This window comes from Lacihabitans sp. CCS-44, assembly GCF_024343735.1.
Lineage (GTDB): Bacteria > Bacteroidota > Bacteroidia > Cytophagales > Spirosomataceae > Leadbetterella.
On the sequence record NZ_RJUE01000060.1, the window covers coordinates 193,051 to 207,990 of the forward strand.

Below are 14,940 nucleotides of genomic sequence, written 5' to 3' on the forward strand. Positions count from 1 at the left end.
TTTTGCTATATTTGGAAAGTCCTTTAACTGGCCTGAACCTATACGCCTAAATGAAACAGACATTAATCTTCTTATTATTGCTATCTACGGGTATTTTTGCCCAAAAACGACCCTTACAACATTCCGACTACGACGCTTGGAAAGCTATCTCTGAAACAAAAATAACCCCAAACGGGCATTGGATAGCTTATGTACTCAGCCCTCAAGATGGTGACAATAAGCTTATTCTGTATCCACTATTGGGCAATGCCATTGATACCGTTGAACGTGCCTCTGATCTTTGGCTGAGCCAAGATTCACAATGGGCTGCTTACAAGATTTCTCCAGCAAAAAGTATTGTAAAAGCTGCTAAATTGGCCAAAAAAAAGAAGGAAGAAATGCCCAAAGACAGCATTGGCATACACAGTTTTACTACCTTCGAAACCCTAAAATTTGGCAACATCAAGAGTTTTATTTTTCCCGAGAAATCAAATGATTGGCTGGCATTTCTGAGCCATCCTGAAACCAAAAAAGATACCTCGGCCAAGGCAAAAAAAACCAAAAAGGAAAGTGAAGAAAACGGCAGTACTTTGCAAGTTTATAGTTTAAAAAACAACACTTTACATAAGTTCCCGTTTGTTTATAAATACCAGTTTGATCCTTCGGGGCAAATTTTGACTTTTGCAACCACCGGAAAAGATAGCACCATGAAAGCTGGTTTGTATACATTCTCTACAACGGGCCAAAAGACCAAACTTTTGGCCGAATCAAAAGGCACATATAAACAACTTATCAGCTCTGAAGATGGCCAACTTTGGGCCACAATCCTCGACCCCGATACTACCAAAAAATCTTTGATAAAAAACCATACATTATATTATTGGAAAAACTCCGAAGAACCTAAACTGATAGGCGATACGCTTATAATAACAGACCCCCGATTGCCGCTCATCAGTGCAGACTTCGAGCCTCAATTCTCAAAAGATGGAAGTAAATTGTTTTTCGGAAAAAACCCTCGAGGAATCATAAAAGATACCACAAGACTTGAAGAAGACATTGTGAGCTTGGATGTGTGGAATTGGAAAGATAACCGCCTAATGCCACAGCAGTTGGCCAATCTCAAAAACGACCTGAAAAAAAGCTATTTGGCCATTTTTGACCTAAAAACACAGAAAACTGTTCAATTGGCAAATCCAGATTTCTCTGAAATAAGACTTACCAAAACAGCCAATGAAGAAGAAATGCTACTTTTGGCTTCCGAAAAATATGCCCATCAACACTGGCTTTTTAATCCACCAATAGACGCCTTCACGGTTTCTAGCAAAACTGAAAATCGCGAGCTAATTTTTGAAAACAAACGCGTGACTGACCTGCGGATGTCACCCGATGGCAAATTTGTAGTTTGGTATGCCTTGGAAGACACTGCATGGTTTGCCTATCAGATTCGAAACCAAAAGACTCACAAACTCACAGACGATGTGAATTTCTCTGACAAAGCCGACGACGACCATCCCGACGAACCAAGCAGCTACGGCATGGCGGGCTTTACCAAAGACGACGACCAAGTGTGGATATATGACAAATATGATATTTGGGCCGTAAATCCCTCAAAACCTTCGGAGAGAAAACGCCTGACCAATGGCAGAGAAAATAACCTAAGCTACCGATACATTTCATTAGACGAAAAAGAAACGCAGATTGATACCAAAAGTACGGTTATGCTGCATGTGTTTAATCAAAAAACCATGGAGTCGGGATACGCAACATTGGGTATGGCTGAAAATGCAATTCCAGAATTGGTCATGTTTGAGAAGTTCTATTTGTCTCCAAAAATTATCAAAGCTAAAGAAAGCACTGATTTGGTTTTTACCCAAGAAAACTTCGAGGTTTTTCCCGACTTACAGCACACAAAAGGCCTTGATTTTAAAGAAGTTAGAAAAGTAAGCACCGCCAATCCACAACAAGCCGACATCAACTGGGGTACTGCTGAAATGATAAAATATAAATCACTGGACAACAAAAACTTGGAAGGAATTCTTTACAAACCTGCCAACTTTGACCCAAGCAAAAAGTACCCAATGATAACGTATTTTTATGAGAAAATGTCGGACCAAATCTACCGATATAATGTACCTCAGCCGGCTAGGTCAAGCATCAATTTCTCTTATTATCCAAGCAACGGCTACTGTGTGTTTGTGCCAGATATTGTTTACAAAACTGGTCAACCAGGCCAAAGTGCCTACGATTGTATATTGCCAGGCATAAAGAAAGTAATAGAAATGGGATTTGTGGATAGTACCCGACTAGGTGTGCAAGGCCACAGTTGGGGCGGTTATCAGATAGCTTGGTTGGTGACCAAAACCAATATTTTCAGAGCGGCCGAAGCTGGAGCACCTGTAGCCAACATGACCAGTGCCTACGGCGGAATCAGATGGGAAACGGGCAACTCTCGCCAAGCACAATACGAGCGGACGCAGTCGAGAATAGGCGTTACACTGTGGGATAACCCACAAAAATATCTCGAAAACTCGCCATTGTTCTACCTTCCAAATGTAAAAACGCCTGTACTAATGATGCACAACGACGACGACGGTGCTGTGCCATGGTACCAAGGCATAGAGATGTTTATGGGGCTTAAAAGACTTGGTAAACCAGTGTGGATGCTCAATTATAACGGCGAAAAACACGGTTTGACGCAACGCAAAAACCGCAAAGATTGGTCGCTGCGAATGTCGCAATATTTTGATTATTACCTGAAAGACGCCCCTATGCCCGAATGGATGAGCAAGGGCGTGCCCGCAACCGAAAAAACACTAAACTATGGACTTAAACTCGATTAAAACCTTCGAAATAGGTAACAAGCGTAGCTTTAGAAAGAAGGTGTGGAGCACACTAGATGTGCGGTATTCTGAGCGAAAAGGAATCAGTTTTGTGTTTAACATTTCGCTTTCTATACTCATCTTTCTTAATACCATAGCCATTATCCTCAACACTATTCCTGATTTAAGCCAAAACTACCATACCGTTTTTAGGGACTTCGAATACTTTTCTGTAGCTGTTTTTTTGGTGGAGTATTTACTTCGTCTTTGGTCTTGTGTTGAAGCTCGGGGATTTAGCCATCCATTTTACGGGCGTGTACGTTTCTTGTTTTCGTTTTGGGGTATTGTGGATTTACTGGCCATTGCACCGTTTTTCCTTTCGGCTTTTGCTACCGACTTTGCCTTTATTCGGATGCTCCGTTTGTTGCGTATTCTGAGGCTTTTCCGCATGAGCCGGTATTTTCATGCATTCAGGATTATCAAAAACGTATTGAACAGCAAACGGGACGAGCTCATTTTAGCATTTTCTTTTATCTTTTTCTTGATTATTTTCTCCAGCTCTTTGATGTATTATATCGAGCATCCTGTGCAACCAAAGAACTTTTCGAGTATCCCTGCCTCACTATGGTGGGGTGTAAACACCATGACTACAGTGGGCTATGGAGACATTTATCCCATAACACTTGCCGGAAAAATATTGGGGGCTTTTGTGGCTATTTCAGGGATTTCACTATTTGCTTTACCTGCGGGTATTATAGCTTCGGGTTTCAACGAACACATCAGGGGCTATAAAAACGAACAGGGAAAAGTAAAATGCCCTTATTGCCAAGCTGAGTATTTTTTGGCCGAGAAAGGCAAGCATATACATTAATTTTTGCAAAGTATTTTTGACGCAGAGTTTCACTGATATTTTTTATCTACTTTGTGTTTTTGAGTTACTCAGAGTTTTTATCGCTTCGCTCATTTGGCTTTGTATCCGCCCAAGTTTGTATCCTCACAAACTTCCCCGCATTCTACAAACCTTAGCAAAATCACTATTGCTAAAAATACAAGCACTATTCTGCTAAAATAATTGCCAATTTTGAGCTGCGAATATTACTTATACTTAAAAAATGAAATCAGCAACAACACGAACTATCGCTCATTTCGACCTCGACTCGTTCTTTGTGTCGGTCGAAAGGATCAAAAACCCTAGCCTCATAGGCAAACCCGTGATAGTGGGTGGCATGAGCGAGCGGGGCGTAGTGGCCGCCTGTAGCTACGAAGCCCGAGCCTTTGGCGTAAGCTCAGCCATGCCAGGCAAAATGGCAAAACGCCTCTGCCCCGATGCCATCTGGATCCGTGGAGACTTTGAGAGTTATGTAAAATACTCCGACATGGTCACCAACTTAATGGAAAGCAATTTGCCCTTACTAGAAAAAGCATCCATAGACGAGTTTTACGCCGACCTCACGGGCATGGACAAATACTTTGGCAGCTACAAATACGCCACTGAACTGCGGCAGCGGATAAAAAAAGATACGGGTCTGACCATATCACTAGGCATGAGTAGCGGCAAAACAATATCAAAAGTAGCCACCAACGAATGTAAACCCAACAACCAAAAACTCATACCGCTAGGTGAAGAACGCTCGTTTCTGAGCCCCTTGGCCATAAGCAAAATGCCCATGATAGGCAAAGTAACAGGCCAACAGCTACGCAACATGGGCATTACGAGCATAGGTATGCTGGCCGAAATGCCCAAGAAAATGGTACAGGCCGTATTGGGACAAAACGGCGTCAGCCTATGGGATAGAGCCAACGGCATAGACAATAGCCCTGTAGTGCCTTACCACGACCAAAAATCGATGTCGAAAGAGATGACTTTCGACAAAGACACCACTGATGTAAGTTTGCTGCGGTCTATCCTCGTAAAAATGACCGAAGAACTCTGCTACGACCTCCGCCGCAAAAACCGCTGTGTAGGCCAACTTTCGGTCAAGATTCGATACTCCAACTTCGACACCCACCTGCGGCAGCTGACTGTAAGCTACACCGCCAACGACGACCAACTACAAGAAAAGGCCCTAGAAATATTCGAAAAACTCTACGACCGCCGTCTGCTCATTCGGCTCATTGGTGTAAAGTTTGGCAAATTAGTGCCAGGCTATTCGCAGATTACGCTTTTCGACAAGTCCGCCCACATGGCCGACCTCTACCAAGCCATGGATCGGATACGCCACAAGCATGGCATCAAGGCCGTAGGCAAGGTGTTTGGCATGCAGATGTACGAACGCCGCAAAGAAATAAAGGTAGAGGGCGTAGGTCTACCACCTGAGAAATTGAGAAAGATGTATCAATAGGTTTATTGGCTAATTTTACGGCGTGCGGTCAGACCCAAAAAGTGGTTAGAAATAAATTATCAAATAGACTTTGGAAACACTCAATAAAAAGAAATACTTTACAGTTTCTCCAAATACACCCCTAATCCACCAAATAATTTGAAAAACTCTCTGTTTCTACGGATATTTACGTTTAGAAAAAAACAATTAATAGATATGTTTAGAAACATTATAGGGATATTGGCAGTATCGGTTTGGGTATTTGCTTGCGATAACAAAAGCTCCGAAACTACAGAAACTACAGAAGAGCCCGCATCAACAGCCACACTTAACTACAGCATAGTGGGTAGTTATCCACATGACATACAGTCTTTTACAGAGGGATTATACATAGACAACGGCCAGATATTCGAAAGCACGGGTTCACCAGAGGAGCTCACTTACACCCTCTCGCACCTCGGGCCAGTAGACACCACCACGGGGAAAATAATACCTAAAGCAGCCATAGACCGCAACAAATACTTTGGCGAGGGCATAGCAAAGCTCGACGGAAAAATATTCCAGCTCACTTACAAAGCCCAAAAGTGCTTTGTTTACGACGCCAAAACTTACAAACAAATAGCAGAATATCCTTACGCCAACGCCGAAGGCTGGGGTATGACCCACGACAGCACAAACCTTATCATGAGCGACGGCACAAGCAAACTCACCTATTTTAGCCCTAAAGATTTCTCGAAAGTCAAAGAAATCAACGTAAGAGAAAACGGCTACGCCATAGACAAAATCAACGAACTGGAGTATGTAGGAGGTTATATCTATGCCAACATCTGGACCACCAACCAAATAGTAAAAATAGACGCCAACACCGGCAACGTAGTAGCCAAAGTAGATATGGGGCCAATTTTTGTGGAAGCCCAAAAACTCAACCCAGGCCTAATGGAAATGAATGGCATAGCCTACAACACTACCAAAGGAGAGTTTCTGATTACGGGCAAACTTTGGCCAAAAATTTATAGAATCAAGTTTTTGTAAAGCTTTGAATAGATATTTCTAATTGTTTTATCTACAAAAAGACCATATATCACCATTCTGAGAAACTTCTTTTTAGAAAAAAACTTATATTTACTCAACAAACCAAAAACCAAAACGATATGAAAAAAACACTATTTTTTCTTTTTCTTGCCTGCCCTTTGCTTTTTGCACAAACCAAAAAACAAGTAATTGACGATATCCAAAAAAGACAGCCAGAGTATAGCTCCATGGCCATGGACATCTGGAATTTTGCCGAGGTGGGTTATCAAGAATACAAAAGCTCAGAACTTCTCCAAAACACGCTCAAAAAAGAAGGTTTCACAGTAACGGCTGGCGTGGCAGATATTCCAACGGCCTTTGTGGCTACTTTTGGTTCGGGCAAGCCTGTTATTGGAATTTTGGGCGAATTTGACGCTCTTCCAGGGCTTTCACAATCAGCAAACCCTGAAAAACAGTCACTCAATGGCATAGCAGGTCATGCGTGTGGACATCATTTGTTTGGTGTAGGCTCTACCGCAGCAGTCGTAGCCGTAAAAGACTGGATGAAAAAAACGGGTCAAAAAGGCACAATAAAATTTTATGGCACACCTGCAGAAGAGGGTGGTTCAGGCAAAGTATATATGGTACGTGAGGGATTATTTAAAGACGTGGATGTGGTATTGCACTGGCACCCAAGCTCAGACAACTCTGCCAACGCTTCAAGTTCATTGGCCAACAAATCGGGCAAGTTTAGATTTTACGGTCGCTCGGCCCATGCCGCCGCATCTCCCGAAAATGGCCGCTCAGCATTAGATGGCATAGAGGCTATGACACACATGATCAACATGATGCGTGAACACGTGCAAGAAGATTCTCGTATTCACTACGTGATTACCCAAGGTGGTAAAGCCCCCAACGTGGTACCAGACTTTGCTGAGTTGTATGTGTATGCTCGTCACCCCAACCGCACCAACGTAAAAGAAATGTGGGAATGGATGGAGAACATAGCCAAAGGAGCGGCACAAGGCACGGGCACAAGAGTAGAAGTGGAAGTATTGGGTGGTGTGCACGAACTTTTGCCCAACGAAACCCTCGCCAAAGTAATGCACAACAACATGAGCATGGTGGGTGGCTACGTAATGACGCCGGAAGAATTGGCTTTTGCCAACAAAATATTGCCCACTCCTGGTATGTTCAAAAGCTCTCTTGATGCTACTACTAAAGTTCAAGAACTTAAACTTGAGAACTCTGCCAACGGAGGCTCTACAGACGTGGGTGATGTAAGTTGGGCTGTGCCAACAGTTGGTTGTAGAACTGCCACTTGGGTACCTGGCACGCCTGCCCATAGCTGGCAAGCTGTTGCCGCTGGCGGTACAAGCATAGGAGTAAAAGGAATGATGATAGCAGCCAAAACTTTGGCATTGAGTGCGATAGACTTATTTGAAAATCAAGAACTTATACAAAAGGCGACTGTAGAATTTAAAGAAAAAACGGGTGGTGATTTTAAGTATGAAGCTTTGCTTGGCAACAGAAAGCCAGCCTTGAATTATAGAAATTGAGTTCTATGGTTTTTTAAACATTTGAAATAGAAGCAAAAAAGGCGACAATAAATTGTCGCCTTTTTCAATATTTTTATCCAAGTTATATCTTCACTATTAAACACTTACTTTCTCCAAATCAAACAAATCGTTCAATACATCAATAAGTGTATCTGCCTCTCCACGCTTGCAAGCGGCTTTGAGTTGAAGAACTGGCAATTTTATAATTTTCTGCATCATGGCAGCAGTTACTTTGTCCATTTTCTCTGCCTCCTCCGCACTCATGGTTTTCAAATATCTCGACATTTCGTCTTGACGTATTTGTTCTAATGCGTTTTTAAGTTTTTGTATCGTTGGCGAAACCATCATCTCTTTCGACCAATTACCCACTTCCAATACCATCTCACTGATGATGGTTTTTACTTGTGGAATAGCCGACTTTCTTTTCTCTAAGGCTTCGTCTGATCGTTTTTGTATCTCGTCAAGGCCGTATAATACAACCCCAGGAACATTTTCTACTTCAGACTCTATACTTCTTGGTACCGAAAGGTCAAACAAATAGGTTATCGCTTTTTTGTTGGCCAAATAAGCAGCTTTTACAACAGGAGATTCGGCTCTTACAGAAGAAATGACCACATCAAAGTATTGAATCTTCTCAGATAAATCCATGTAATCCAACACTTCCATTTCGAAAGACTTCGCTATTTCTACCGCTTTCTCTTTCGTTCTATTACAAACACTAACATTCTTAATTCCTTTCTCAAACAATGTTTTAGCTATGTCTTCGCCAATCTCCCCAAGTCCCAAAACCAAAATGCTCGGGTTGGCCAACATCGGCAAGAAACTTTCCATTAAATCTATCGTCACATAGCTTGTAGATGCCGCTCCATCTCTAAACGAGGTCTCTTGTACCAATCTTTTGTTGGCATAAAATACCGTGTGCAACACTCTGTGTACAAACGGCCCAGCCATTTGCATGTCTGCTGACCATTGGTAGGCATTCTTTACTTGATTGATAATCTGCTGATCTCCAATTACCTGTGACTGCAAACCAAGTGCAACTTCAAAAAGATAGTTTGTGGCAGATGATTCTTCATTGATAATTTCAAAATAATTTTCAATCTCTGAAGAAGATACGCCTTTATTGACAGCCAATAGTTTGATAACTTCCGATGAAAGGTCTGAGTCTGACTTAAAATAAACCTCCGTGCGATTGCAGGTAGATATAACCAAGGCCTCCACTACTCCTAATACCTCTTTAAGTTTCAAATAAAACGCCTTTGTTTCGCTTTCGTCCAAAGCCAATCTTTCCCTTATTTGCAAAGGTGCTTTTTTGTAAGAAATTGAAACTACTCTAAAACTCTCGCTCATTACCTTGATATTTGAAAAATATTTATGCAAAAATACGCCCTAGCTACCCTATATTTGTTATGACAATAAGCAGTTTTTATAATTTAGAAAAATTCTAAATTAGAATTTCCTGCCTTCCATCATGTATAACTACGACCAAATTCCAAGTTTAGATTCTAACACGGAAAAATAATAACCAAAATCAGAAGAAATATTTTTTTGAATATTGATGAAAAGTAATAGATTATTTCACGACTTGTATGTAAACATATCAACCAAAAGGCTGATAGTCACTGCATTACTATTAGTTTTTGTTTTGGGTTTATTGTTTTATTTCAACGATGTCAGAAAATCCCTTGAAGACAGGGAGGAAAAATATGCACAACTCTATGCCGAAAGTATAAGGTTCACGATAGAACAAGACCCACAGAGTGATTGCGACTACACTTTTGTTGAAGAGGTACTTTCGGCCAATGAAACCGTGCCTACGATATTGGTAACAGGCGGCAGCCCCATGGATTATAGGAACATCCCTGAACTCGACGACTCTACTAAGAAACTAACCGGAGATAAAAAATTGAAGTTTCTTCTATCAAAAATGGATGAAATGAAAGCTGAACACACACCCATAGCATTTGTGGTAGGTAAAGACAAAGGCTACGTGTATTACAGCAACTCCACCATCGTTACTCAACTTCGATACTTCCCATACATACTGATAATCACGTTTTTAATATTCGGCTCACTGGCGTTTATAGCCTATTCATCCTCAAGAAAAGCCGAACAAAATCGTGTATGGGTAGGCTTAGCCAAAGAAACGGCACACCAATTAGGCACCCCGATTTCGGGGCTAATGGGTTGGATAGAAGTATTGAAAATTAATCCAGATTTTGATAGCTCTATCGGTGACGAAATGCTGAAGGATATTTCAAGGCTCGAAACCATCACCAATCGTTTCTCTAATATTGGCTCCGAACCGACCATGAAAGAAGAAAATGTAGGTGAATTGATAGAAACGGCTGTTGAGTACTTGAAAAAACGCATTTCAACCAAAATAAACTGGACGCTAAACAACCATCTAGAGAAACCATACATTCATAAAATAAATAAAAATCTCATAGAGTGGGTAGTAGAAAATCTTTGTAAAAATGCTGTGGACGCTATGGGAGGTATTGGAAATCTAGAGATAAAAATGAGTTATAATTCCTCAGGAAAACTAACGATGGATATTTCAGACACCGGAAAAGGGATGACCAATGCAGTTCAACGCAAAGTGTTTAACCCTGGATTTTCAACTAAAAAAAGAGGTTGGGGACTTGGATTAACTTTAGCAAAAAGAATAATTGAGACCTATCACGGTGGCCAAATTTATGTACTTAAATCGGAGATAGGAAAAGGTACGACTTTTAGAATAATAATTTAGAAAAAAGCCAAATTTAGAGGGCTAACTTGCGTTAATTAAGAAATGTTTCTTGGAAAAGAATTAATATTGTCTTAATTATATTTTTCAGAAATTTGCAAAATATTATATCCCAAAATTTAAAGATTAAAGATTCCAAATGGGTAGTGTTACAGAAGGTGTGGTTTCGTTTTTTAAAGATTTACTTGATTTCAATATGGAAAGTGAGTACAGGTACAATCCCACCATAAAAGACCAAAAATCAGACAACAACATAGAAAAATCAGATCTTATCAGTCGAGATTTAAGTTGGATGAAATTCAACGAACGCGTACTTGATCAGGTAAGAAAAACAGATTTAAACATATTTGAAAAGCTCAAGTTTATGGCCATTACGGCCTCCAATCTCGATGAGTTTATGGCTGTTCGTTTGGGTAGCTTGTACAACTATATAGACTATGATAAGGAAAGAATTGATTACTCGGGCCTCAGAGAGGTACAGTTTAGAAAAGTCCTGCTCAATCAAATCAAGAAATTTATAGACGAGCGAAATCGCATTTTCAGAGAAGACCTTGAGCCGGAATTTGAAAAAAATGGATTCAGAATTATTAAATATAACAATCTGGATGAAAAACAAATAGACGAGGTTACTGATTTTTTTGAAAATACGGTTTATCCTATGCTCACTCCTATGGTGTGTGACCACACACATGCATTTCCGAACCTTTTGGCCAAAAGCTTGATATTGGGAATAGTATCTATTGAGCAACAAACTACGCTTTTCCCCGAAACTGAAGACAACAAAAAACTCTCATTTGTACAGATACCAACCAATTTGCCAAAATTCTATGAGTTTGAAAACGAGGATGTAATAGACTTTTTGCCAACAGAGGAAATTATCAGAAATCAGATTGGCAAACTTTACAAAAACGTAGCCATAGAGTCAGTGGACCTTTTCAGAATTGTAAGAAACGGAGATTTTACAATAGACGAAAATGACGACGTGGACGCAGACTTTGTGGACGAGGTAAAAGAAAAGATAAGAAGTCGCCAAGCTGGCAGAGTGGTAGGACTGGTGATAGAGACACGCCCATCAGAATACTTGATGGATATATTGAAGAAAAAATGGGAAATAGACAAATATAACATCCATGTAAACAATGAGTTAATGGATTACACAAGGCTTTGGCAAATTGTAAACCATGCGGAATTTAAGCCTCTGTTGCCTCCCTCTCCAAGCACTTTGGCCCCATTAAATTTTAACAGAGAACTTAGTATTTTTGATGCAATCAAAGAAAATGATATTCTTTTGCACCATCCTTACAACAGTTTTGAACCCGTGCTTAATCTGTTAGAAAAGGCAGCAGATGACCCAAATGTACTTTCTATAAAGCTCACTATTTATAGATTGGCCAAAAACTCTAGAATAACTTCTGCACTACTCAGAGCGGCAGAAAACGGAAAACACGTTTCAGCACTTTTTGAAATAAAGGCCCGTTTTGATGAAGAAAATAATATCCGAGAGGCTGAAAAACTACAAAAAGCGGGTTGTTTTGTAATCTACGGCATTGGGTGGCTGAAAACGCATACCAAGTTGATGCTCATTGTTAGGAAAGAAGGGCCAAAGGTGGTGCAATATGCCCATTTGGCTAGTGGAAACTATAACGAAGATACTTCTAAACTTTACACCGACATAGGCCTATTGACGGCCAATCAAGATTATACCAAGGACATTGCGGAGTTTTTCAATGTCATCACAGGCCACTCGCAACCAGCTGGCTATAAGAACCTCATAACTTCACCAAAAAACATGCGTAACTCTCTGATTGAACAAATCAGAAACGAAGCAAAAAACGCATCTCAAGGACTTCCAGCCGGAATATGCTTCAAAGTAAACTCTTTGGAGGACAAAGATATCATTGAGGAATTGTACGCAGCTTCAAATAAAGGTGTAAAAATAGAATTGATTGTACGAGGAATTTGCTGCTTAAGACCCGGCCGAAAAGGCTTAAGCGAAAACATAAGTGTAAGGTCATTGGTAGGTAATTATCTCGAACATGCCAGGATTATATATTTCCATAATGAAGGTCAACCAAAACTTTACGGCGGTAGTGCCGACATGATGGTGAGGAGCTTCGACAAACGCATAGAATCGCTCTTTGAGTTTATAAATGAGGACATCAAACAGCAGCTGATAAATATCCTAAAAATAAACTTACTTGACAACTGCAATACGTATATTTTGAAAGAAAACGGCGAGTATCAAACCATCAGAGAGACTGAAAACCAGATAAATATTCACAAATATTTCTTTGACAAAGAAAAACAGAGCTTGAAAGTGGGTGAGTTGTTTTAAGCAAATTTTTCAGCAGTTTTCCAAATTTAACAATCAATAAGAAACAGTATTGAGAATAAGATTGTTTTGCATTTATTAGTAGTAATATTTGGCCGAAAAGGCAACATTCAAAAACAATCAGAACAAGATAAAGAATCAATAAAATGGAGAAAGCAACATTAGCCGCAGGCTGTTTTTGGTGTGTAGAGGCTATATATCAGCAATTAGAAGGTGTAGAAAAGGTAGAATCAGGCTATGCAGGAGGCAAAAATGCAAACCCTACTTATAAAGAAGTTTGTACTGGAGAAACAGGTCATGCTGAGGTTATTCAGATTACTTATGACCCAGCAAAGATTAGCTTCTTGCAGCTTTTAGAAATATTTTTTAAAGTACATGACCCCACCACGCTAAACCGCCAAGGTGCAGACGAAGGCACGCAATACCGTTCTTCTATTTTCTATCATAACGATGAGCAAAAACAAATAACCGAGGATGTCATAAAAGAATTAGATGCCGCAGGTGCCTATACCAACAAAATAGTAACGCAACTAGAACCCTTCACGGAGTTCTATGTGGCAGAAGATTACCACCAAAATTATTTCAACGAAAACGGCGACAAAAATCCGTATTGCCAAATGGTAGTAAGACCCAAAGTGGAGAAATTCCAGAAGGTCTTTAAGGAGAAACTTAAGTAATAAGCTAGTGAAAAATTTAAAAAAGGAGACTTACAATCAGAAGTCTCCTTTTTTGTTGATTATAAGTAACTTAGACCTGTTTTCTATGAATAGTTTTTAACAAAACAAGGGCAGTTTAAAGAAAACGTAAAGTGATTTTTCAAATCGCTGAAGAATACAAAATCCAAATCATAAATACTGCGATTTGAAAAATCGCAAACACGAACAAAAAAAACGCCCCCATTGCTGGAGGCGAAATTCTATCTTTCACACAATCAATCTATTACAAAAGCTCATAAATACCTGCTACACCTTGGCCTCCACCTACGCAGGCGGTTACCATCCCGTATTTTTGGTTACGTCTACGCATTTCGTTGAAAATCTGCACAGAGAGCCTAGCACCAGTAGAGCCCAATGCATGCCCTAAGGCTATTGCTCCACCGTTTGGATTTAATTTTGTTGGGTCTATTTGTAGCTCTTTTACCACCGCCAATGCTTGCGATGCAAAAGCCTCGTTAAGTTCTATTTGGTCAATATCATCAAGCTTTAAACCAGCTTGAGCCAATGCCTTCGGAATAGCAAAGACCGGCCCGATGCCCATCAAACTTGGCTCGCAACCAGCCACAGCATAAGATGCCATTCTAGCAATAGGTGTCAAGTTCAAATCTTTCATCAATCGCTCCGACATCACAATTACAAATCCAGCTCCGTCAGAAGTTTGTGAAGAGTTTCCAGCTGTTACGCTACCTCCAGCCGCAAAAACTGGCTTTAATCTTCCCAATGCTTCTACACTTGTATCTGCTCTTGGACCTTCGTCTTTGGTTACAGTATATTCTCTGGTTTTCTTTTTGCCAGAGGCCGCATCAAAGTAGGTTTCTTTCACTACTATTGGCACAATTCCGCTATCAAAATATCCAGCAGCCTGAGCCGCAAGTGCCTTTTGGTGAGACTGATATGAAAACTGATCCTGCTCGTCTCTTGTGATTTTATATTTCTGAGCTACGTTTTCCGCAGTTAGTCCCATGCCTACATAATAGTCAGGATTTTCTCTTGCTATGCCGTAATTCAAGGCCGTTTTATAGCCTGTTGTTGGTACCATAGACATAGATTCTGTACCCCCAGCTATGATACAATCTGCCATACCAGCGGATATTTTTCCAACTGCCATAGCGATAGATTCCACACCAGAGCCGCAATAACGGTTTATCGTAACTCCAGGAACGGTTTTACCTAAAGCCAATAGCGAAATGTATCTGGCCATTTGCATACCTTGTTCGGCTTCTGGCACAGAGTTTCCTACAATAATATCGTCTACTCTCGTAGGATCTAAAGCAGGCACTTTGCTCAACAAATGCTTAATAACATCTGCCGCCAAGTCGTCAGGTCTTGTAAATCTAAAAACACCTTTGGGGGCTTTTCCCACTGGCGATCTATATCCATCAATTATATATGCGTCCATTTTTACTAAATTTTTTAATCTATTTTAAATTAATCCTAATCGTTGGCTGAGCGGA

Annotated in this window: 10 protein-coding genes; 8 read left to right on the top strand and 2 right to left on the bottom strand. The window is 40.4% G+C overall.

Translation table 11 applies throughout. The features are described 5' to 3' along the window. Window positions 1–50 precede the first annotated feature (50 nt). From EGI26_RS15140 to EGI26_RS15160, 5 genes are all read left to right on the top strand, one after another. Window positions 51–2,819 (top strand): S9 family peptidase, encoded by a 2,769-nt coding sequence (locus EGI26_RS15140; protein WP_255079684.1) that lies wholly within the window; start codon window positions 51–53, stop codon window positions 2,817–2,819. Continuing rightward, window positions 2,800–3,669 carry an ion transporter gene (locus EGI26_RS15145; protein ID WP_255079685.1) on the top strand — a complete coding sequence of 290 codons (870 nt, stop codon included), beginning with the start codon at window positions 2,800–2,802 and terminating at the stop codon, window positions 3,667–3,669. Before EGI26_RS15140 ends, EGI26_RS15145 begins: the two co-directional genes overlap by 20 nt. A 241-nt stretch (window positions 3,670–3,910) precedes the next feature. After that, window positions 3,911–5,140: a DNA polymerase IV gene (gene dinB / locus EGI26_RS15150; RefSeq protein WP_255079691.1), complete on the top strand. Its 1,230-nt coding sequence runs from the start codon at window positions 3,911–3,913 to the stop codon at window positions 5,138–5,140. A 195-nt stretch (window positions 5,141–5,335) separates the two neighbouring features. Continuing rightward, on the top strand, window positions 5,336–6,151 hold the full coding sequence (locus EGI26_RS15155) for a glutaminyl-peptide cyclotransferase (RefSeq protein WP_255079693.1): 816 nt from the start codon (window positions 5,336–5,338) through the stop codon (window positions 6,149–6,151). Between the two features lie 119 nt (window positions 6,152–6,270). Further along, on the top strand, window positions 6,271–7,689 hold the full coding sequence (locus tag EGI26_RS15160; RefSeq protein WP_255079694.1) for an amidohydrolase: 1,419 nt from the start codon (window positions 6,271–6,273) through the stop codon (window positions 7,687–7,689). 96 nt (window positions 7,690–7,785) lie between these two features. On the opposite strand, the gene hemA is transcribed toward EGI26_RS15160, so the two are convergent. Next, entirely contained in the window at window positions 7,786–9,039 is a 1,254-nt protein-coding gene (gene hemA, locus EGI26_RS15165) for a glutamyl-tRNA reductase (RefSeq protein WP_255079695.1), read from the bottom strand. A 208-nt stretch (window positions 9,040–9,247) separates the two neighbouring features. Between hemA and EGI26_RS15170 the strand changes: the two genes are divergently transcribed. From EGI26_RS15170 to msrA, 3 genes are all read left to right on the top strand, one after another. Further along, a complete protein-coding gene (locus EGI26_RS15170) occupies window positions 9,248–10,441 on the top strand; it encodes a PAS domain-containing sensor histidine kinase (RefSeq protein WP_255079696.1) in 1,194 nt (397 codons plus the stop codon). Between the two features lie 136 nt (window positions 10,442–10,577). Beyond that, complete coding sequence (gene ppk1 / locus EGI26_RS15175) at window positions 10,578–12,773, top strand: polyphosphate kinase 1 (RefSeq protein ID WP_255079703.1); 2,196 nt, start codon at window positions 10,578–10,580, stop codon at window positions 12,771–12,773. A gap of 143 nt (window positions 12,774–12,916) precedes the next feature. Beyond that, window positions 12,917–13,447, top strand: coding sequence for a peptide-methionine (S)-S-oxide reductase MsrA (gene msrA / locus EGI26_RS15180; protein WP_255079709.1), 531 nt, complete (start codon window positions 12,917–12,919; stop codon window positions 13,445–13,447). A gap of 262 nt (window positions 13,448–13,709) precedes the next feature. On the opposite strand, the gene EGI26_RS15185 is transcribed toward msrA, so the two are convergent. Then, window positions 13,710–14,885 (bottom strand): acetyl-CoA C-acyltransferase, encoded by a 1,176-nt coding sequence (locus EGI26_RS15185; protein ID WP_255079711.1) that lies wholly within the window; start codon window positions 14,883–14,885, stop codon window positions 13,710–13,712. Window positions 14,886–14,940: the final 55 nt, after the last annotated feature.

Bases quoted from the DNA above. Each gene is read 5' to 3' on its own strand.
- EGI26_RS15140 (WP_255079684.1), top strand. From the start codon at position 51: ATGAAACAGACATTAATCTTCTTATTATTGCTATCTACGGGTATTTTT.
- EGI26_RS15145 (WP_255079685.1), top strand. From the start codon at position 2,800: ATGGACTTAAACTCGATTAAAACCTTCGAAATAGGTAACAAGCGTAGC.
- dinB (WP_255079691.1), top strand. From the start codon at position 3,911: ATGAAATCAGCAACAACACGAACTATCGCTCATTTCGACCTCGACTCG.
- EGI26_RS15155 (WP_255079693.1), top strand. From the start codon at position 5,336: ATGTTTAGAAACATTATAGGGATATTGGCAGTATCGGTTTGGGTATTT.
- EGI26_RS15160 (WP_255079694.1), top strand. From the start codon at position 6,271: ATGAAAAAAACACTATTTTTTCTTTTTCTTGCCTGCCCTTTGCTTTTT.
- hemA (WP_255079695.1), bottom strand. From the start codon at position 9,039: ATGAGCGAGAGTTTTAGAGTAGTTTCAATTTCTTACAAAAAAGCACCT.
- EGI26_RS15170 (WP_255079696.1), top strand. From the start codon at position 9,248: ATGAAAAGTAATAGATTATTTCACGACTTGTATGTAAACATATCAACC.
- ppk1 (WP_255079703.1), top strand. From the start codon at position 10,578: ATGGGTAGTGTTACAGAAGGTGTGGTTTCGTTTTTTAAAGATTTACTT.
- msrA (WP_255079709.1), top strand. From the start codon at position 12,917: ATGGAGAAAGCAACATTAGCCGCAGGCTGTTTTTGGTGTGTAGAGGCT.
- EGI26_RS15185 (WP_255079711.1), bottom strand. From the start codon at position 14,885: ATGGACGCATATATAATTGATGGATATAGATCGCCAGTGGGAAAAGCC.